This window comes from uncultured Brachyspira sp. (assembly GCF_910578695.1).
Classification (GTDB): domain Bacteria; phylum Spirochaetota; class Brachyspiria; order Brachyspirales; family Brachyspiraceae; genus Brachyspira.
In genome coordinates this window covers 102001-122729 of record NZ_CAJTQJ010000005.1, presented here as the reverse complement: position 1 = coordinate 122729, position 20729 = coordinate 102001, and the positions used below count along the sequence as shown (strand labels likewise).

General features: G+C 26.3%; 24 protein-coding genes. 9 read left to right on the top strand and 15 right to left on the bottom strand.

Annotation, left to right across the window (positions count from 1 at the left end):
- The first annotated feature begins 72 nt into the window (after positions 1–72).
- The 5 genes from QZ288_RS03150 (at position 73) to QZ288_RS03130 (ending at position 3045) form a co-directional block, all read left to right on the top strand.
- Positions 73–240: a hypothetical protein gene (locus tag QZ288_RS03150; protein WP_295154862.1), complete on the top strand. Its 168-nt coding sequence runs from the start codon at positions 73–75 to the stop codon at positions 238–240.
- A gap of 400 nt (positions 241–640) precedes the next feature.
- Complete coding sequence (locus tag QZ288_RS03145) at positions 641–880, top strand: hypothetical protein (RefSeq protein ID WP_295154860.1); 240 nt, start codon at positions 641–643, stop codon at positions 878–880.
- A gap of 501 nt (positions 881–1381) precedes the next feature.
- Entirely contained in the window at positions 1382–1606 is a 225-nt protein-coding gene (locus QZ288_RS03140; protein ID WP_295154858.1) for a DUF6290 family protein, read from the top strand.
- Between the two features lie 85 nt (positions 1607–1691).
- The gene (locus QZ288_RS03135; protein WP_295154856.1) at positions 1692–2576 is read left to right on the top strand and encodes a hypothetical protein; all 885 of its coding nucleotides are present in this window, start codon (positions 1692–1694) and stop codon (positions 2574–2576) included.
- 1 nt (position 2577) lies between these two features.
- Positions 2578–3045 (top strand): hypothetical protein, encoded by a 468-nt coding sequence (locus QZ288_RS03130; protein ID WP_295154854.1) that lies wholly within the window; start codon positions 2578–2580, stop codon positions 3043–3045.
- Positions 3046–3363: 318 nt separating this feature from the next.
- Here QZ288_RS03130 and QZ288_RS03125 read toward each other — a convergent pair whose 3' ends face one another.
- The 3 genes from QZ288_RS03125 to QZ288_RS03115 all read right to left on the bottom strand — a co-directional run bounded on the left by QZ288_RS03125 (position 3364) and on the right by QZ288_RS03115 (position 5157).
- Complete coding sequence (locus QZ288_RS03125; RefSeq protein WP_295154852.1) at positions 3364–4317, bottom strand: tyrosine-type recombinase/integrase; 954 nt, start codon at positions 4315–4317, stop codon at positions 3364–3366.
- 322 nt (positions 4318–4639) lie between these two features.
- Positions 4640–4933, bottom strand: a complete 294-nt coding sequence (locus QZ288_RS03120; protein ID WP_295154850.1) for a hypothetical protein — start codon at positions 4931–4933, stop codon at positions 4640–4642.
- A gap of 101 nt (positions 4934–5034) precedes the next feature.
- Positions 5035–5157: a hypothetical protein gene (locus QZ288_RS03115; protein ID WP_295154848.1), complete on the bottom strand. Its 123-nt coding sequence runs from the start codon at positions 5155–5157 to the stop codon at positions 5035–5037.
- Positions 5158–5337: 180 nt separating this feature from the next.
- Between QZ288_RS03115 and QZ288_RS03110 the strand changes: the two genes are divergently transcribed.
- Complete coding sequence (locus tag QZ288_RS03110) at positions 5338–6249, top strand: DMT family transporter (protein ID WP_295154847.1); 912 nt, start codon at positions 5338–5340, stop codon at positions 6247–6249.
- Between the two features lie 6 nt (positions 6250–6255).
- Here the strand turns inward: QZ288_RS03110 and nth are convergent, their stop codons facing one another.
- The 5 genes from nth to QZ288_RS03085 all read right to left on the bottom strand — a co-directional run bounded on the left by nth (position 6256) and on the right by QZ288_RS03085 (position 10516).
- Complete coding sequence (gene nth, locus QZ288_RS03105) at positions 6256–6921, bottom strand: endonuclease III (RefSeq protein ID WP_295154845.1); 666 nt, start codon at positions 6919–6921, stop codon at positions 6256–6258.
- A 24-nt stretch (positions 6922–6945) separates the two neighbouring features.
- On the bottom strand, positions 6946–7863 hold the full coding sequence (locus tag QZ288_RS03100) for a DUF4163 domain-containing protein (protein WP_295154843.1): 918 nt from the start codon (positions 7861–7863) through the stop codon (positions 6946–6948).
- A 237-nt stretch (positions 7864–8100) separates the two neighbouring features.
- Positions 8101–8862, bottom strand: a complete 762-nt coding sequence (tpiA, locus tag QZ288_RS03095; RefSeq protein WP_295154841.1) for a triose-phosphate isomerase — start codon at positions 8860–8862, stop codon at positions 8101–8103.
- A 20-nt stretch (positions 8863–8882) separates the two neighbouring features.
- On the bottom strand, positions 8883–9446 hold the full coding sequence (locus tag QZ288_RS03090; RefSeq protein ID WP_295154840.1) for an isochorismatase family protein: 564 nt from the start codon (positions 9444–9446) through the stop codon (positions 8883–8885).
- 143 nt (positions 9447–9589) lie between these two features.
- Positions 9590–10516 carry a flagellar filament outer layer protein FlaA gene (locus tag QZ288_RS03085; RefSeq protein ID WP_295154838.1) on the bottom strand — a complete coding sequence of 309 codons (927 nt, stop codon included), beginning with the start codon at positions 10514–10516 and terminating at the stop codon, positions 9590–9592.
- Between the two features lie 178 nt (positions 10517–10694).
- Here QZ288_RS03085 and QZ288_RS03080 point away from each other — a divergent pair, with 178 nt between their 5' ends.
- Entirely contained in the window at positions 10695–11705 is a 1011-nt protein-coding gene (locus QZ288_RS03080; protein WP_295154836.1) for a hypothetical protein, read from the top strand.
- Between the two features lie 2 nt (positions 11706–11707).
- On the opposite strand, the gene QZ288_RS03075 is transcribed toward QZ288_RS03080, so the two are convergent.
- The 5 genes from QZ288_RS03075 to mgtE form a co-directional block, all read right to left on the bottom strand.
- Entirely contained in the window at positions 11708–12553 is an 846-nt protein-coding gene (locus tag QZ288_RS03075; protein WP_295154834.1) for a glycosyltransferase family 2 protein, read from the bottom strand.
- Positions 12543–13532 (bottom strand): glycosyltransferase family 9 protein, encoded by a 990-nt coding sequence (locus tag QZ288_RS03070; RefSeq protein WP_295154832.1) that lies wholly within the window; start codon positions 13530–13532, stop codon positions 12543–12545. The genes QZ288_RS03075 and QZ288_RS03070 overlap by 11 nt, the downstream gene beginning before the upstream one ends.
- Positions 13533–13587: 55 nt before the next feature.
- Positions 13588–14349, bottom strand: coding sequence for a hypothetical protein (locus QZ288_RS03065; protein ID WP_295154830.1), 762 nt, complete (start codon positions 14347–14349; stop codon positions 13588–13590).
- 7 nt (positions 14350–14356) lie between these two features.
- A complete protein-coding gene (locus QZ288_RS03060) occupies positions 14357–15049 on the bottom strand; it encodes an ATP/GTP-binding protein (protein ID WP_365970301.1) in 693 nt (230 codons plus the stop codon).
- Positions 15050–15319: 270 nt separating this feature from the next.
- The gene (gene mgtE / locus QZ288_RS03055) at positions 15320–16684 is read right to left on the bottom strand and encodes a magnesium transporter (protein WP_295154826.1); all 1365 of its coding nucleotides are present in this window, start codon (positions 16682–16684) and stop codon (positions 15320–15322) included.
- 110 nt (positions 16685–16794) lie between these two features.
- Here mgtE and pfkA point away from each other — a divergent pair, with 110 nt between their 5' ends.
- Positions 16795–17775, top strand: coding sequence for a 6-phosphofructokinase (pfkA, locus tag QZ288_RS03050; protein ID WP_295154824.1), 981 nt, complete (start codon positions 16795–16797; stop codon positions 17773–17775).
- Positions 17776–17799: 24 nt separating this feature from the next.
- Entirely contained in the window at positions 17800–18549 is a 750-nt protein-coding gene (locus tag QZ288_RS03045) for a WecB/TagA/CpsF family glycosyltransferase (protein WP_295154822.1), read from the top strand.
- Positions 18550–18583: 34 nt separating this feature from the next.
- Here QZ288_RS03045 and QZ288_RS03040 read toward each other — a convergent pair whose 3' ends face one another.
- Positions 18584–19624 carry a tetratricopeptide repeat protein gene (locus QZ288_RS03040; RefSeq protein ID WP_295154820.1) on the bottom strand — a complete coding sequence of 347 codons (1041 nt, stop codon included), beginning with the start codon at positions 19622–19624 and terminating at the stop codon, positions 18584–18586.
- A gap of 19 nt (positions 19625–19643) precedes the next feature.
- Positions 19644–20600, bottom strand: a complete 957-nt coding sequence (locus QZ288_RS03035) for a hypothetical protein (protein WP_295154818.1) — start codon at positions 20598–20600, stop codon at positions 19644–19646.
- Positions 20601–20729: the final 129 nt, after the last annotated feature.

Sequence of the window (20729 nt, the reverse complement as noted above, 5' to 3'; positions counted from 1 at the left end):
GAGCTTTTTTAGTTATCTAGGACAGCCCCAAAAGATTTATTAAGAACAGATATGTATCAGCACTTTTATGATATGAAGAAATGGTATGAAAGCGGAAAATGTCCTACTATATCTGCTAGATTTATAGTAAATCAAGTTGTTAATAATGAACTTACAACTATTAGGGGATTATTATATATTTTATACTTTATTCTATATTCTATAAGATATCAGACTATAATTTACTTAATACTAGGATAATCAATTTAATATTTAACTTAATTATTACATATTTTTTTATTTATATTTATAAAAAATTTGGTTATTTTTTGACATCTATAATACCAGCATTATTATTAGTTAATCGGTATTTGATAATGTCATCTGTGAATTTTTGGAATCCTAATTTATATTTAATATTTAATTTATTACTATTTATATTTTTATTTGAGTATATTGATAATTATTTTGAGTATATTGATAATTATAATGAAAGATAATAATAGAAAAAATATAGTTAGAATCTCTGCTGTATCAATATTTCCAATACTTGCAATAATTACTCAAGGACATTTTTTTCAGTTTTTTCAATAATTCCAACAATTATATTTAATAATAAAATATAAACGAACATTCAAATATGTAATTTATTGGATATAATGTGTCAATTAATTTTAGTCAGGATATATATAGATGGATTGTTAAGATGGTAAAAAATAGTAAGGCAGATCCTCTAAATTATTCTAATTCGACATTCGGAGGTTTTGTGCAGGCTTGTAAAAAAGAGTATGAAAAGAAAGACAGTGAAATGCAGAAATTAGAGAAAAGAGTATTAGAATTAGAAAACAAAATCAAAAGAATTGATGAATTGGAAAATAAAATTAAGGAATTAGAAAAATAATATTAATACCCCCTAATAAAAAAATCATCGCCATGCACAGAAGACTCCCCCACTCGTTGCATCGATTGAAAGCCTGCAGAGATTTTACTCACCTCCCCCAGCAAAGCAAATATAAATCAGTTATAATTTTATATAGATAAAAAAATTAAAAAAATCATTTTTTGTAGAAAAGTATTGACAAAATCATCAGAAATAATATAATAATTTTATCCTTAAATCAAGGAGGTAAAAATGGAAGTTCTAACTTTCATAACTGCGGTTATTAATTTAGTATCTGCTATTATAATCGTAGTTAAATCAATTAAAGATTAAAACTTTAATTGATTATGAAAGGGGGTCAAGTATGAGGCTTGACTCCTGAACTTCCATATTTACTATTATATACAAATTATATAAGGTGTCAAGTATGCTATCAACAATAAGTGCTATAATTTCTATTATTACATTATGTTTCAATATAACAATACTAATAATCTTATTTATCTAAGAAAGGAAAATTAAATGGAAGTAAAGAAAAAAGATAATAGAGGTGGTGCCAGAGCAAATACAGGCGGTGCTCGTAAAGGTGCAGGAAGAAAAAAAATAACAGAAGATAGACTTGATATTAAATTATATATGCGTGTTAGCGAAAAAGAACAACTGCTAATAAAAGAAAAAGCAAAAGAGAATAATGTTAGTGTATCTCAGTATATTAGAAATGCTGTGCTGAAAGAATTAAATATATAATTTATTAAATATAGGTGTTGCGATAATTTATGTTATCGTAATAATTATAATTTTATTACATTAACTTTTAATGAAAGAGTTTTATATGTCTAAAAAAGAAATTACATTGAAAGCTTATTCTGTAGAGCTATTAAACCATTTATCAGATACCTCAAAACTAAAAGATGATATAGAAGAATATCTAAATAATATTGGTATAACACTTGAAGAAAGAATGATGCCAGTTGGTAGAATTGATTCAACTGATGAAGTAGATTTTATAAGTTGGTATAAGATACAAACTAATCATATATTTGGTTGTATCCTAAGAATGAAAAAAGGTATAGCAAGAAGCATTTTAAAAGAACAACTTAAAGAGAATATGATTCCTTATGAATCTATAGAATCAAAAGAAAATAAAAGAAATAACATAGAAGGCTTTATCATAAATAGATATTATTTTTGTTTAAATAATAATCATGTAATATTAGGGTTAAGACATAGTTTAGATTCTTTTGAAACTTATATTAATTTTTTAGTCAATCAAATATATGAGAAAGAATATAGTATAGATAGTGTTGTAAAATATTTACAAAATAAAAAAGAAGAAGACTTTATAAAAAAAATTGTTATAGGTAAAAAATCAAATATTACTAAAGATATAGCAAAAGATATAACAAATAAGAACCAAATAAAAGACTTGTTTAAAATATTTAATACATTTGAAGATTATCAAATTGATGATATTTTAGAAGCAAGAATCATATTAACTGTAAAACATCCAAATGATGCTAAATTAATATTAAAATCAGTGCCAAATGATTATATTAAAATCATTACTTCCAGTGGAGAAATTATTGATGGAGATAAATATAAGGCTAATAAAATTGTTAAAATTTCTAATAAAAATAATATAATAGCAGAGGAAGAATTAAGACAAGAAATGTATTCTTTTTTATACTATGTAACAAAGAATAAAGATAATTTATAATATGAAAAAAATATTATTGAGACTTTTAATTACATTACTATTAATATCCATATTATCATCTATATTATTTTGTTTATTTTCATTTGTTTTTAAAAATGAAAATATAATAGATATTAATATTTTAGATACATTATTTAGTGTAATAGGAATAGTATTTTCTGTTGGGTATAGCATAATAATCAGTTTTAGCTTAAAAGGAATCAGAAATGAAAAATATTTAAATAAATTTAAAAATAATATAAATGATATATCAATGACTTTATCTACATATTTTGTAACATCAATAATAATATATATGGTATCGAAATTAGAATTTCTTAATATGTTTAAAAAATTGTATTTATTTATAAAAATAGATTCTATTTTTATTTTAGTTTATTTTATAATATTTTTTACATATAACTTTTATTTAATACAAAAAACTAAAATGCAAATAGAGGAACAATTAAATAGAGAGGAAAATCTTTAATAAAAATTGTAATATCATATTTATTAATATGATATTACAATTTGATAGTTGTATCCTTAACTAAGAGAGTATCATTCATAGCTTATTTTTTAAGGTTATTTATAGTGAACTCTCTTATATATTGTCTAGCACTCAAACTTTATTTTTTAGCATAACTATTAATCATATCATAATTTTCTTTAGTAAGTCTAAACATAATTCTTATGTCAGCTTTTTCATTACCTTGTAATTTCCTACCAGCACTCTTTCTAGTCACATCTTGGCATATATATATCCTTAATATTTTTATTATAGAATTATCGCAACACTTTACTTATACTACTGTGCTTCTAAACTTCTCAAATATATCCCTGTTATAGCTATAGAGCTATGATTTAATGCCTGTCTGATAAGTTCTATATCTTTAGTTTTTTTGTATAAAGCGACAGCAAAATAATGTCTGATATCATGTATAGAGTAGGCAGCTTTTATTTTACCTTGTTCATATAAACGCTTTGAACTCCTATAAAAAATATTCCTTATTACTTCAGAACTTTTATTTTTAAATGGAGATTCTATATTAAGTTTATTTTGTTTAAGCAATTTAATAACTTTGTCAGTAATTTTCCAGCTTATCTCTTTGCCTTTTGAATAGGAATAATATTTATAATTATTATCTAATGCGTTTTTTCTTATTTCAAGTTTGCTTAAAGCACCGACACGTACACCGCATTCCATTATAAATATGACAGCAATCTTTATTTGAGTATCTGCTATATCTTTAATTATTAATTCTATTTCTTTTTTAGTCGGTACTTCAAGCCTTTTCTTATTTTTCACAGGCGGACGCTGTTTTGTACCTCGAAAAGGGTTTTTCATAAACGGATATCTTCGCTCTAAAAATGAAAAGAAAGAAGATACTGAAGAAACTAATGCACGTATACTTAAATTAGAAAGTTTGCTTGAATTAACTTCTGTTATAAAATCATCAGCTTCTCTCGGCTTTATAAATAAAATATTTTTATTTATATGGAGACAATATTTTTCTAACTTTTTAAGTCCGTTTTTATACTGTCTTTTTGTATGACTGCTTTTTGTTTTTGAACATTGCTTAAAAAAGTTTTCTTTCTCTGTTTCATAATCTATCTGTTTAATAAGCTCTTCTTCTTTCATATAGTCAAGTATATTTAAGTAGTTAGCCTGCTTAGTAAGTATTAAAGCTTCTTCTTCGCTTATTATTATTTTATTATTATTTGCTGTCTTTAATTTATTACTATTCTTTTTTAAAGCCATGTTTATACCTTAAAATATAATAAGACTTTATTTAAAGCCTATACTATATAAAAAGAATATAAACTTTTATTATTATTTATATTTATAAAAAAATTATAAGCACCCTGCCGTTATCAGAACAAAACAGCAGGGCTAAATATAAATTGGATTAAGAACAATTAAAACATAAGTCTTTTAACACTTTATTTATCACATTTAAATAAAGCTTTTATAAAAATCACGGTCAGCACCTCCTTTACACTGTTTTTTAAATGTATATAATAAAATGCGATATACACATTTGAAGACATCTATTTTATATCATATATCATTATTAATATTGTTAAGCTAATCCATTATTTTTCCAGTTCTTTTTATCAATTACAGAATGCATAATATCTTTAATTTCATTAAGGATATTTGCTTTGCTTATTTTTATATTTATTTTCCTAAAATACTCTTCATAACGCCTTAAATCTTTATATTTATACATAGCCATAATTACAATATATTTATAATATTTTTTAGAATATATAAAAGCATTCCCATATAAATAAGCATATTTCTCTTTTTTATAAATACGATGTTTCTTTTTTATTTTAGCTTTTAATATTGATGTTTTATTTTCAGCAGTCATATTATTTTATAATATATGTATGATTAATAAAACATTTATATCTCTTAAATCGCAATTAGCATTATATGAATTAATAATATCATCTATCATAATATTGTTTCCTATATTTTTATTATTTCATTTTTATTTTTATATATTTCTGCTGTCTTTATAGCATCGCATATAAAAATATCATCTATCATAAAATTAACCTGCTTTGAATTATTTTTTATATTTTTAAACATTATACTATTTATATAATATAAACTTTTTACAGATAGGGCTATGATAATAAAAACTATTGTATATTAATTTTAACTATGTTATTATTATACTATGCTGATAAAAATAAAAAAATATAAATACTATTAATATTATATAAGATGATGAAATATTATAATGGATTCTTCTAATAAAATAAAAAAATGAAAAAAACATCTCAAATAATAAAAGCATACGCCTCTTCATTTTTTAGTATATTAATATGGGGCATTACTTTTATTTCAACGAAAATATTATTAACAGATTTTTCTCCTATAGAAATACTTTTTACAAGATTTTTATTTGGGATTATACTATTATTTATAATATATCCGAAAGAAAATAAAATATATTCAAAAAAAGAAGAAATACTCTTTGCTTTAACAGGCTTAAGCGGAATTACGCTTTATTATTTATTTGAAAATATAGCATTAAATTATTCTCTAGCTTCAAATGTAGGTATTTTAGTTGCTATAGGACCATTATTTACTGGAATATTTGCATATTTTTTAATAAAAGAAAAATTAAAACCTAATTTCTTTATAGGATTTATATTTGCAATAATAGGAATTGCTGTAATAACTTTTAATGGAAAGTTTATATTAAAAATAAATCCTATAGGCGATATGTTCGCTTTGCTTGCTGCTGTTATGTGGGGCATATACTCTGTACTTGTAAAAAAAATATCAGATTTAGGATATAATGCTGTATTAATAACAAAGAAAACATTTATATACGGAATAATCTTTATGCTCCCTATAATGCTTTTTACAGGTTTTAATATTAATATAAATAATTATATAAAGCCTATAAATTTAATTAATTTTTTATTTTTATCTTTCATAGCATGTACATTATGCTTCATATTTTGGGCATATTCAACTAGAATATTAGGAGCTGTAAAAAATAATACTTATATATATTTAATTCCTATAGTAACTTTAATAACATCTAAAATAGTATTAAATGAAAACATAACTATATTTGCTGTTATAGGAGTAGTTTTTATACTATTAGGAGTAATAATATCTCAGACAGATATTTTATCAAAAATAATATATAAAAAAACTATATAAATTAATTTATCTGCTTTTTTTATATTCATTTTTGAAATAATCGCAGTACTTTGATACTGTGCATTTTGAACATAAAGGCGAAATAGGTTTGCATAGATTCTGCCCATAAACAACTAAAGTATCATTATAAACTTTCCAATATTCTTTAGGCAGCTTATCTCTCAATGCAAATTCGGTTTCTTCAGGATTTTTTGTATTAACATACCCAAATCTATTTGATATTCTATGTACATGCGTATCAACACATATACCGTCTTTATCAAAAGCTTCAGTTACCACCAAATTAGCAACTTTCCTTCCAACTCCTTTAAGTTTTAAAAGCTCATCAATTTCATCAGGTACTTTACCGTCAAAATCATCTAGTATCATCTTAGATACTTCTAATATATTTTTTGCCTTAACTTTATAAAAGCCAACAGGATATATCAATTTTTCTATCTCATCTTCTTTGAGTTTAAGCATATCTTTAGGATTTCCTGCTTTTTCAAATAATCTCATAGAAGCATCTCTGGTTGTAGGGTCTTTAGTTCTAAGAGAAAGCATAGTAGATATTAAAATTTTATAAGCATCTCTATTACTTATTATTTTTATTTCAGTTACAACGGGCATAGGCATTTCTTTAGTAACCTTTATAAGTTCTTTCATTATATGATGTATATCATTATCTTTCATAAATAAATCCCTGCATTAATAATTCTATCTGTCAAATAAATAATAAAATTTAGAATCTTTTTTTATAAAAGGCTTAAGCTCCAAATATGTAAAATCAATTTCTATAATACCCTGAGCATATCCTGCTATTTTGTATAGGGGCCATATAAATTTTATGCCGTAAGGTGTAATATCATAAATATTACTTAACTCTATAGAATAAAAATCAAAAAAATCTTTATCTGTATAATTTCTAAGTAATTTTCTTCTCATCAAATTAATTAATTCTATATCATTCTTATTTTCTATAAGTTCAGACAGATTCTGCCCTATTCTCTCCCCGCTTGAAATTAAATATATAGAAGATACAGTATTATATATTCCATGCATTCCGCCTGTATAAGAATAATTATATAAAGAAAAAGATATTATATTATTATCTAAATATGAAACATTAATCTCTTTTCTCATATAAAAATCATCTTCGCTGTATGATGAAATTTTCCAAGTATCATATTCCTGAGAAACAGAATCATTAAGCAGAAATTCTACTCTATCATGATTTAAAGATTGAATTCCATCAACATCAACTGAAATTTTATCTAAATTATCAAGATTTTTTTGATTTTTTATTATAACAGCATCTTTACTTGATTCAAATTTCTTATCATTAAAATCTGTTTCTAATGATGATGTTATTATTTCTAAATTATTTATAGGATAAGATTTATTATTTGTGAATTTAAAATCATATTTATTATCACTGTCATAAGAAGACCACTGTCCTGAAAAAACAAAATCATCAGAAAGATATCCTTTAAAATATCCTGTTATACGATTATTAATTCTCTCTTCAAGATATAATTCATTTTGATAAAGAGTTCCTTTTATATGTATAAACTGATTTATAGTTTTATAATAATATTTACCTGTAATATTATTACCGTTTATATACAAATACATAGATATTTCTGAATCTCCTATATTGCCGCTGCAAATATAGAAATTCTTACAAGAAATTTTCGGAGACTGCGAAAATAAAATACCGCTGAAAAAAATAAATATATAAAAATATCTAAAAACTTTCAAATTTCTATACTCTTAAAATTATTTAACAAAATATAAGAAAGAAAATTATATATTTAATAAAAAAATAAAACAAGGGTAATACTATAAAGCACCACCCTTATAATCATTAAATTATTTGGCTATATAATTAACTATCCTTGCAAATTTGTCAGAAACTAAAGATGCCCCGCCCACCAAAGCACCGTCTATATTAGGCATATTTAATAAATCATCAGCATTTTTTTCATTAACACTTCCGCCGTAAAGTATAACTGCATTATCAGAAACACTCTCATTATATACGGACTTTAAAGTTTCTCTAATAGTTTTATGTACATCATCAGCATCCTGAGGGGTAGCTGTTTTACCTGTACCTATAGCCCAAACAGGTTCATAAGCTATAACAACTTTTTTAGCCTCAGTTTCAGTTAATCCTTTGAATGCCTCTTTAGTTTGACTGCTTACTATATCAGAAGTAATTCCCTTTTCTCTTTCTTCTAAATGTTCTCCAACGCATAAAACAGGAATAAGATTTTTATCTAATGCCCTTTTTACCTTTTTATTTATAAGCTCATCTTTTTCGCCGAATATATCTCTGCATTCAGAATGCCCTATAATAACATATTCGCATCCTACAGATAAAAGCATATCAGCAGAAATCTGTCCTGTAAAAGCACCTTTCTCTTCAAAATATAAATTCTGAGCACCCAATTTAATATTAGTTCCTTTAACAGCATTATAAACATCACTTAAGCAGGTAAATGCAGGGGCTATCATAATATCTCTGTCTTTTACATCTTTTACCAAATCTTTTAAACTGTTAACTAATTCTAAAGCTTCTTTATTAGAATTATTCATTTTCCAATTCCCAGCAATTAGTTTTCTTCTAGCCATTTTATTTCTCCCAAAATATATTAATTGTCTTTTAATAATTTACTAACATCTCTGAAGCAGGAAACCTTACAATTTTCTATATGTCCGAATAATATCATTTCTGTAGTTAAAATATTAGCTCCAAGTTTTCTCATCTGCTCTAAAGCTGTATCTTTGCTTTCTTTTGTTCTTGAAGTACAAGCATCTGCAGCAACATATACATTATAGCCGTTTTCAAGTAAATGCACAACACTATAATAAACACATACATGAGTTTCTATACCGAAAACTACAATATTTTTTCTATTGATTGAATTAAATTCTTTAACAAAATCCTCTTCTCCAAATATGCTGAAATACTCTTTAGCAAATAATTTGCAATTTTTAGGGAATTGTATTCTTTCATCAGTAGCCCCAAGACCTTTAGGATATTGTTCTGTAGCTAAAACAGGTATATTATGCATATCAGCAGCCCTAAAAAGTATATTTGTATTTTTTATAACAGCATCAGGATTATAAACAGCAGGTATCAATTTAGCTTGTTCATCGATACAAATATATAAAGTATCATCTTTATCAATTAAAGGTTTTTTCATTAATCTCATAAATAGCTCCTTAAATATTTTTAATGTTTTCAAATAAATTATATTCTAAAATGATAAAAAATACAATAAAAAAGGGGAAACTTTATAAGCTTCCCCTTAATTTATTAATTAGTTTTTCTATATTATTGCCAAAAACTAACTATTTATTGAGCTTGTTCCTGACCAGCACCTTCATCACCAGTACCGTCACCGATTCTTCTTTGCTCAAGCTCTCTTAATTCAGCTTGTTCGCGTATTCTAGCAGACTCAATAGCTTGTTTTCTTTCATTTTCAGTTTTTAAAATCTGCCATGTACCTTCATCATCGATATCCTCTTCAGGCTCAACAACTACTACATCATAATCAATTGTTATATCTTTAACATAAGTAATGAAATCTCCGCCTCTAGTATCTTTAGTTCTGTAAAAACCTAAAGAATCTAATTTAACAGAAGGAATCATTCTAGGATAAAGAGGCTCTCTTACAAGTACTCTGTCTCTAACATTAGGTAAATACTCTCTATTTTCCCATTTTACTTGTCTCCAGCCATTAAAATAGATATTACCCATAGGATAAGATTTTAATTCGCCGAATTCATTCTGTAAGTTTACAAAATATGCAACTAAATAGTTGCGTCCGTAAACCCAAGAGCTAATAGTCTTGATTTCTCCAACATTATGTATAACACCTTTACCTTCTGTATATTTAGTACCATCAGCACCGCCATACATTTCAAGTTCATATACTGGTTTTACTAAAGCATAACTGTTCCAAGCTGCTAATGGGAAATGTACTCTTACACCAAGAACTTTACCTGCTTCCCAAGCACCATCATTACCTTTACTATCTACATTAGTAACATAAGAATTTCTGCGATTCTCTGTTAATCTAGCAGATTCGTTCAACCATACTACCCAGTTATCATTATAAAGATTTTCTGCAACTGGAACTATTTCATTTTCATCACCTTCTCCAGCTTGTAAGTTATCAGCATTGCCTGTTAAAGCAAAATCAATCAAAGTTGAGTTTGTTAAACCGTAAGCAGATGCAGCGATAAAAATGGAAGCTAATACTACGAATAACTTTTTCATAATTTATTGCACTCCTTGTACTAATTAATAAGCATAATAATATAACTTTTATACACTAATTTTGCTAATTTGTCAAGCAAATTTAATTAAAAAATAAATCATTATTTGACATTATCTATTATTAATGTAGAATATAATGAAAAAATGTAATTATGTAAATTAAAAAGAGGTCTGTACTATGGAATACAAGAAATCGCAAACTAAAACTATAAAACCGCCTGTACTATTTTCTAAAACTCAGGAAATTATTAATAAAATACAAAAACAGCTTGATGCACCTATGCTTGCATATTGGAACTCAAACGGCGGAAGCGTATGTCAGAATGATGTTATTGTACTGTCTGATATACTTAAACATATAGGAAAATGCGATAAAATATATTTCTTTATAAAAAGTTCGGGAGGAAGCGGACAGGCATCTTTAAGAATAGTACATCTGCTTAGACAGTCATGCAAAAAGGTTATAGCATTGCTGCCTTTAGAAGCTGCAAGTGCTGCTACTATGCTGTGTTTAGGAGCAGATGAAATACAAATGGGTCCTTTAGCCTTTATAACAGCAGTTGATACATCTTTACAGCATGAATTATCGCCTGTAAATAAAGATAATAGTCTTGTATATGTAAGTCAGGACGAATTGGCAAGAGTTATAAAGTTATGGAAAGAACAGTCAAAAGACAATGATAATAATCCTTATGAACATATATACAAATATATACATCCTCTAGTTTTAGGGGCAGTTGATAGAGCTTCAAGTCTTTCAATAAAACTATGCAAAGATATTCTATCATATCATATGGAAGATCAGAAATTAATAGACGAAATATCAAATTCTCTTAATTCAGCTTATCCTTCTCATAATTATCCTATTACTATAAGAGAGGCTAAAAAATTAGGGCTTAATGTAAAAGAAATGGATGATAAATTAAATGAGTCTTTAATGTCATTAAATGAATACTATTCGGAAATGGGACAGAAATCCTGTACCGATTATGACGAAGTTAATTATCATGATAATGAAATACTGAATATACACGAAGGAAATAATATACAGATATATTATCAGGAAGATAAAGATTGGCATTACAGAGTTGAAGAAAGAAGATGGATTCCTATGAATGATAATAGTTCTTGGATAAAAAATACTTTAATAGACGGAAAGCAGAATATAGCTAAATTTCATATTAGATAATATCATCTTATACTTTTAGTATAATCATTATCATTTTTCTTTCTGACTTTATTTCTATACCATTTTTTAATAGGTTTAAATAATATATCTGTAATCCAGCCGTTATCTGTAGGAAAAACTCTTCTTCTCGATATAAATAATATGCATTTTCCTACCCATAACACTTTATTACTAGCATCGCATACATCATTTGAATACTGAGCATCATCTCCGTCGCCTATTCTCACTTTCCAGCCGCCTGTTTTTCTGGCTATCTCTGTTTTTACAGCTATTCCTGTAGTGTGGGCTCTATTAGGTACATTCCATATACTAATAATTTTTTTATTATCTTTCATCATCTTGAACCATCTTGCTATCCAAGGAACAAACTGCACAGGAAAACGCTTCATCATAAATCTAGGACAATGTTTTATAAAATTAACATAACTTTTAGAATATTTTTCAGGCAGCACATCATAAAAAGCCTCTAAAACAGCATAAGTTTTACAAAGTGTAGCATCAGCTTTCCCATCTATAATAGGTCTTACCATATTTTCAATAAAAGTATCGGATATTGCTACATCTGTATCAAAAAATATTATAACTTTGCCTAAAGCCTCCTTAAGTCCTGTATTTCTCATATATTGAACATCAGACTTCCTATCATTATGAAGTATTCGTATATACCCCCCCCCCATTGTACTATTACATTGTTCTGCTATATTTACTGTATTATCTGTGGAAGCATCATCTATTAATATAATTTCCATCTTTATATCAGTCTTTTGTTTTTTTATAGAATCAAGCAGTATAGGAAGATATTTTTCTTCATTGTATGCCACTATAATTAAACTAACATCATAATACATTTATAATTCCTTCAAACTTCTTTATAACTTCCTGAGGATTTATTATTTCTCTGCATTCAAATGTTTTTAATTTACATTTTTTACCGCCGCATATACAGGCAGGATTATCAGGCTTTTTTTCTATTATATGGCTATTAATTCCTATTGGCGAATTTTGATAGGCAAATGTTGCAAAATATAAAGCTAAAGTAGGTATGCCCACTATAGAAGCTACATGCATAGCCCCAGAATCATTTCCTATAAATCCATCGCATAAACTGAGAATTGCAGCTATCATATCCAAAGACATATATGGTATTATAGGTTCTTTTAAAAGCATTGCAGATATTTTATCAGATATATATTTTTCATTAGGAGTAGTAATAAATAAAGTCAAAGCATCATATTTATTTTGTAAATAATTGATAGTTTCAGCAAAATTCTCCTCTTTCCAAATTTTACCGAAGCTGTTAGTTGCACCTATACCATAGGCAAATATTTTTTTATTATTGGGATTAATATTATTTAAGTATTCTTTTGCCTTATTTAATATTTCGTCTTTTATTTTAAGTTTAAACGAAGGTCTTTTTTCATTTATTCCAATAGATTTAAGCAAATTAATATAATAATCAGAAGTATGAATCCACCTTACTTGTTTTCTATCAACAGCATTTGTAAGCATAAAACTTCTATAATCAGCTTTATATCCTATACGCATTTTTATACCATGACCGAATACCCTAAAAGCACTTTCAAATGAATTAGGAAAAATCAAAGCGGCATCAAAATTGTATTTTCTTAAATCTGGAAAATTTGTTAATTCTATACAATCATCTGCTAAATCTCCTGCTGTAAAAATACCCATCATAGATTTTTTTACCATCACAGTAATTTTTATATCTTTGTATTTCTCTTTTATAAGATAGATTGCAGGCATAGACATAATTATATCGCCGAGCCAATTAGAAGAATGTATAAGTAAATTTTTAATATCTTTCATAACTTTTAATATCTTTCGTGTAATAAAACAATTAATAAAAACATATAGTCAAAACTCAAAAATCATCTAAATCCATAAAATCAGACATAAACTTTTCATATCCTGTTATTATATTCTTATATACGCCCCATTCCATTATTAAATTATTAGATTTTCTAATATTTATAAAATACTCATAAAGCATAGAAAAATCATTTTTAAAAGTATTTTTCCACAATTGTTTTGCAGATTCTATAACTTCAATATTACTGCTGTTTATTACAAGATATCTTAATTTATTGGTATGAGACTTATGAGAAATAACTATATCTATATGCTTATCATTTAAAAAAATTAATTGATCCTGACAATATATAGAGTTTATAGGACTTTCATCTATTGGTATTAACTTTTCATTTTCATCTATATAATTATTAGCATAGTAATTTATATCTTTAAATATAAAATCAATATAAAAAGTTTCTAACTTAACATTTATAGACTTCATTTCTATTAAACTTTTAGCTAAATTATTTAAAGTAACATCATTTATTTTCATAATAATATCATTTTTTTTTATTTCCATATTCTCTATAACAGAATTATGCATTTGATTAGCATATATATAATCAGCACTTTTACCAAGCCTTACAGAATTTGAAAATAAAAAATTTTTATAAACATTATCATGTATATAGCATCTTTCAAAAGTTTCATCATCAAGAATAATTGCATCTTTATCAGAGCGTCCCTGATACTGACTATAAAACATAGTTTCATATACACTAGGCGATAACATAGAGGCTATCTCATATAATCTGGCATTTCTGTAATTCATAAAGCAGTTATATAATATTTCCCATAGTTTTTTTAATATCATAATCAATTAAAAACAGTTCATATTGACTATGTATTTCAGTGTTTTTACTATAAAATTTACTATCAATACATGTAAATTTTATCGGTATATTTTTTTCTTTCGATAACTTATTAGCTATTATCTCTCCTTTTTTTATATCATCTAAAGTAGTATAATCCATCAAATGAGTATTATTCACTATAGCAGTAATTTTTAATCCAAGTGCCGCTTCAATATCAATCAAATGTCCCAAAGCAGATTCAAAATCAGAGTTCTCTTTTCTATTAGCATTAAAAACGAAAAAAACATCTGTTTCATTGATATCTACATTATTATGGAAAGTTGCAAAAGATAAACTTCCTGCAGAATTGCCTCCCATATCAACTATTCCGATAATATCTTTTCTGCTAAAAATCGAATAAACCTCTGCAGATACTGCAGGTATATCAGAACCGGACTGAGGAAGATAGCTCCCTATAACTTTTATATCCTTATCCTTTAAATATAGAGAATGCTCCCTAGACCTGAAATAAGGATTTACTACATCTAAATCAGCAATATAAATATCTTTATCTGTAAAATTTCTAATATAGATACTATAATTAATAGAAAAAGTTGTTTTGCCTGAACCATAATGTCCGCATACTATTGTAACTCTATTATATTTAGCATCATTCATATTTTCTAAAACCCCATATATATAAAATATAACATTTTTCATAATTTTTCCAAATTTTTTTATTATCAATAATAAAAAATAATATTTTTATTATAAATATAGTGAAATAACTGATAATTAATAATCGATAATATAAAAAACAGATTGCAGGTATTATTTTAATAAAAACTAAATGTATTAATATTTATTAACTATACAAATATAAAAAAGTATGCTTATAAATAATATTATATGCATTATTTTTTTAATAAAAACCCATTTTATTGTTTTTTATTTAGTAAATTTACCAAGTATAACAGCCGCCAATAATAAATATACTGCCGTACCGCTGATATCGCATATAGAAGCAACAAGAGGCACACTGCTTGTAGTAGGATCCTTTTTAAACTTCACAAATAAAAAAGGAAGAGAAAGCCCTATTAAACTTCCTATAATAACAACCAATATCATAGAAAGAGATACAACCAATGCTATCATTAATCCGCCTCTAAAAACAGCAATTAATGATACAGCAGCACTCATAGTTATACCCAATACCGTAGAAATAAGTATCTCTTTTCCAAGCATAAAAAGCCAGTCGCTTTTTTTTACATCCCCCACAGATAAGCTTCTTATTATAAGAGTAGAAGACTGAGCCCCTGCATTTCCTGCACTATCTATCAATAAAGGCAAAAAAAATATCAGAGAAACATATCTGCTTATAGTATCTTCAAATATTCCTATAACATATCCTGATACAATATTTACAAATACCAATATAAAAAGCCAAGATATCCTTCTCTTATAAAGCGTAAAAGGATTAGCCTGTTTTATATTGCTGTCAAAATCATCATCTATACTTATAGCACCCAATTTATGAAAGTCTTCAGTATCCTCTTCTTCTGCAATATCAAATATATCATCTATGGTGACAATACCAATCAAAGCATTTTTTGAATCCACAACAGGTATATAAAGCAAATCATATTTTCTTCCTATCCTAACCGCCTCTTCTTGGTCTGAATATACTGATAAATATATTATATCTGTATACATAAGATTTTCTATTTTATCATCTTGATTTGCAAATAATAAATCCTTTAATAAAATATACCCTATTAGAGTTTCTTCTTTATTAACAACATATATAACCTCAAAAGTTTCAGAATCTTTTCCGTATTTTCTGATATATTCTAAAGTCTGCTTAACAGTATAATAAGGCTCTACATCTATATACTCAGGAGTCATTATACGCCCTATACTATCTTCAGGATACCCTAATAACTGCCTTGTAATATTTAAATCCTGCTCTCCCATTAAAGAGAAAATCTTTTTTGTAATATCTGCAGGTATTTCTTCAAAAAGAGAAGTTCTATCATCAGGACTCATCTCGTGAATAAGCTCTTTTAATTCATTATCATTCATAGATACAATAAGCTTTTCCTGTTCTTCAGCCTCAAGTTCAGAAAACACATAAGCTGCTGCTTCCCTTGATAAAAGCCTGAAAACTATACTCTTATCTCTGTCATTATTCAGTATTCTTATAATATCTACTATCTCAGCGGCATGCATTTCATAAAGCAAATATTTAAGCTTATCCCATCTTTGATTTGCTATTATATTTATAATTTCTGTATATTCTTTATTTTCAATCATATTTTTTTTATTTTTTATATATCAATTCTTTTATTATTATTATATAATATATACATTATATAATAAAAAAAATCCAATATTATTTTAAAGAATAAAGGAGTTATTTTAATATGGCTGATATAAAAAGAATCGGTGTATTAACAAGCGGCGGAGATGCCTCTGGAATGAACCCTGCCATAAGAAGCGTAGCTAGAACAGCAATAGCTAACGGACTTGAGGTAATGGCTATAAAAGAGGGATATCAAGGGCTTATGTATAATAATATATATCAAATGACAGCTGGAAGCGTAGGCGGTATAATTAATCATGGGGGTACAATATTATTTTCTGCAAGATCGCCCGAATTTCAAACTAAAGAAGGTATGAAAAAAGCTGCTGACAATATGAAATATCATGAAATAGATGCCTTAATAGTAATAGGCGGTGACGGAACATATAAAGGGGCTTTGGATTTTCATAATAATCATCCTCAATACCCTATAGTTGCAATACCGGGTACTATAGATAATGATATATTCGGTACTGATTATACTATAGGCTATGATACTGCTGTTAATGTAGCAATGGATGCTATAGATAAATTGAGAGACACTGCTACAAGTCATGGAAGATGTTTTGTTGTAGAGGTTATGGGAAGACATGCAGGATATATTGCTTTAGAAGTGGGCATAGCTTCAGGAGCTGAGGATATATTAATACCTGAAACTGTTACAGATATTGATAAAATAGTAGAAGAATTACAAATTGCCAAAAAAAGAGGTAAAAAATCTTCTATAATAGTAGTAGCCGAAGGAGATGAATCAGGCGGAGCTATGGAAGTTGCTAAACAAATTGAAGGTAAAACAGGTTTTGATACCCGTGTTACTATATTGGGGCATATGCAAAGGGGCGGTTCTCCTACTTCAAGAGAGCGTTTAATGGCTGCAAGATTCGGTTATATTGCAGTTAAGGCTTTATTGGAAGGAAAGAAAAATGTAGCGGTAGGTATTTGGAAAGGCGAATATACTTATACTCCTTTAACTGATGCAGTTAAAAAAGTACCTAAAGTTGACCCTATAGATTTGGCATTATGCAGAACTCTTGCTATATAAAAATAAAAAGGCTATAATTTTATTATGATAGAAAATAAATCCATTTTAGGAATAAGAATAGATAATTTCAAAGCCGATATTGAAGAAATACTTGATTATCTTAAATATGGAAAGAATATATTAATAATATCTTTGGATGTGCATCAATTACTGAAAATAAAATACAATAAAAAATTAAAAGAAATAGTAAATAATGCTTCTTTAGTAATTGCAGCACACCCGTCTATAGCCAAAGCATATAAATTTATTCATAAAGAAGAAATTAGCTATATTAATGAATTTATTTTATTTTCAAATATATTAGATTATATAGAAAATAAAAATATGTCTGTATTTTTATTCGGAGATGAAGAAAAATACTTTTTTACTATTTCAGAAAAAATTAGAAAGATTTATCCTGAAATATATATGGCGGGAAGCTATAAAAATACTAAAAACAAAGAAGAATTATATAAAGCTTTCATAGGATTTAAAAAAATAGAACCTGATGTATTTTTGATACATATGGGACTAAAAAAATCTTTGCATTGGTTTAATAATAATAAGCATAATTTAGAAATTAAATTCTGCATACCTTTTAAAAAGCCTTTAGACAGCTTTGCAGGTAAAATTAAGCCCCCTAGTATGGAAATACTAAATAAAGATAAAGACGAAAGTTTCTTTCTTAAAAAAAATATATTCAGAATATTTTTATATTTTAATTATATTAGATTTTGGATATTAGTATTATTTGAAAAAATAACTGCAAAAAAAGATAAGCAGAATATTCGCTGACAAATATATAAATAAGCTCGGAATAATATATAAATTAATTAATAGCAAGCAGTGTTTCATGTAAGGACTGCATATACTCTCTAGCCCTTGCTGCATTAGGATTAGCAGGGTATTCTGATATGAAATTATCTAAAGCCTTATAAGAGTCTGAATATCTTCCAACTTTAAAATATGATAATCCTATATAAAGCAAAGCTTCAGCATCTAAAGTATAAACATTATTAAGTCTTACTCTATTATAATAATCCAATGCTCTATTATAGTTTTTTTCATTATAATAAGACTGTGCTATTCTAAATAAAGCATTTTCTGCATGCTCTGTTCTAGGAAATAATTCAGCTATTTTAGTATAATACATTCTTGATTTTATATAATTAGTTTCTACAAAAGTTTTATGAGCCATTGCAGGAACCTGTATTAAATATGTTCTTACAACTTCATCATAATATATACTTGTTTTATTATATTTTAAAAAATCCTCATAAGTTTCAAAAGCTCTGTCATACTCGCCCATATTAAAATAAACTCTTGCCCTTCCAAGTACTGCTAATTCTCCGTCATATCTTAAAAAATAGCTCAATGCCTCTCCGTATTTCTTTTGCAGAAATAACTGATATCCATATTGTATATTTATTCTTGAAGCTGTATTTGAATTTGATGCTTTTAAATTTTCCTGCAGTTTTGACATTATATAAGGATCAGCATTATTTTCTAATCTGGATATATCAGCATAAGCCAAAACAGCATTTACAGAATATGGTGCAAAATTTGTATTATTAATAATATCAGCAAGTCTTTCTTTAGCTAAAGTATATTTTTTTAATTTCTTTAGAGAATCTGCAACCATAAAATATGATTCTGCTATATTATTAATAGGTCTTGTTCTGCTTTCTATAGACAGGTATTCATTTAAATTATTAATAGCCTCCTGATAATTCTCTATCTCATAACTTCTTTTTCCCTTTTGAAAATACCTTTCAGGAGATGATAATACCGACACCTTAGTGATAAATACACCGCCTAATATTGCTACTATAGTAATAACTGATGCCAAAACGGCTGCATAAGTTTTCATAAATATATATAACTCCAAATTATAAATCGCTTAAAACTTGATTAATCCAGAAATTAACTTCCTGCGTATTATAAGATTTTATACGATTAAAAACATCTAATGAATTTTTCTTTTGCCCCATATATTTATAACATTTTCCAAGAAGCATATTAATATCATAGTATAAAGCTCTATTAATATTTCTTCTCGATACAGGTTCTAATATAGAGGCTGCCCGAGAATAATTCCTCATTTTAAACTCTGCCAATGCTCTATTATACTGACTTTTATAATTACTATAATAATTATTAATAGAATTACTGCCGTTAGAATTACTGTTTTTTATATTATTATTAGTTAATGAATATGTATTAGTAATAGTATATGTATTTGTAAATGAATAAGTATTAGTAACGGTATATATATTTGTTAATGAATAGGTATTAGTTACTGTAAAAGAATTAGTTACATAATTCAAATTATTATTTGTATTATAATTTATACTGCTTATGTTATCTGCTCCATTAAATAATACAGAAGAAGTGTCAATATTTTCTTTGCCGTTATAAAAACTCAAATCATCTATATATGAAACTACAGCATAGTAATATTTAGAACCAATTATAGGGCTGTCATATACAGTGTATGTTTTAGAAGTATTAGTTGCTTTTATATAATCTACAATAGCAGTAGCAGAAGAAGAACTGCTGAAAGATGATTTGCCTATTATAGGGCTTTTACTTCTATAAACATAATACATTAAATTATCATCTCTTATTCCTTCCCATTGTATCAATAATACATTATTATTAGTGTCTGAATATGAAACTCTCATTTTTGATACAAATCTTTCAGCATTAGGTAGATTATTTATAAAATCTTCATCATAATAGTTAGTTTGTGTATATAAAGCATTAATTGATACATAAAAAAATATTATGCTTATAAATGCAAATATTAAATAAATACCATTTTTCTTATTTGTTATTTTATTCATACAATTATCCTCTACATACTGCTTTCATTTTCGGAAATGATATATATAAAATTTAATAAACTAAATGATATTAATAATATGATTAAAAAATAAAAAAAGCTGAAAAAATTCAGCTTATAATTATATTTT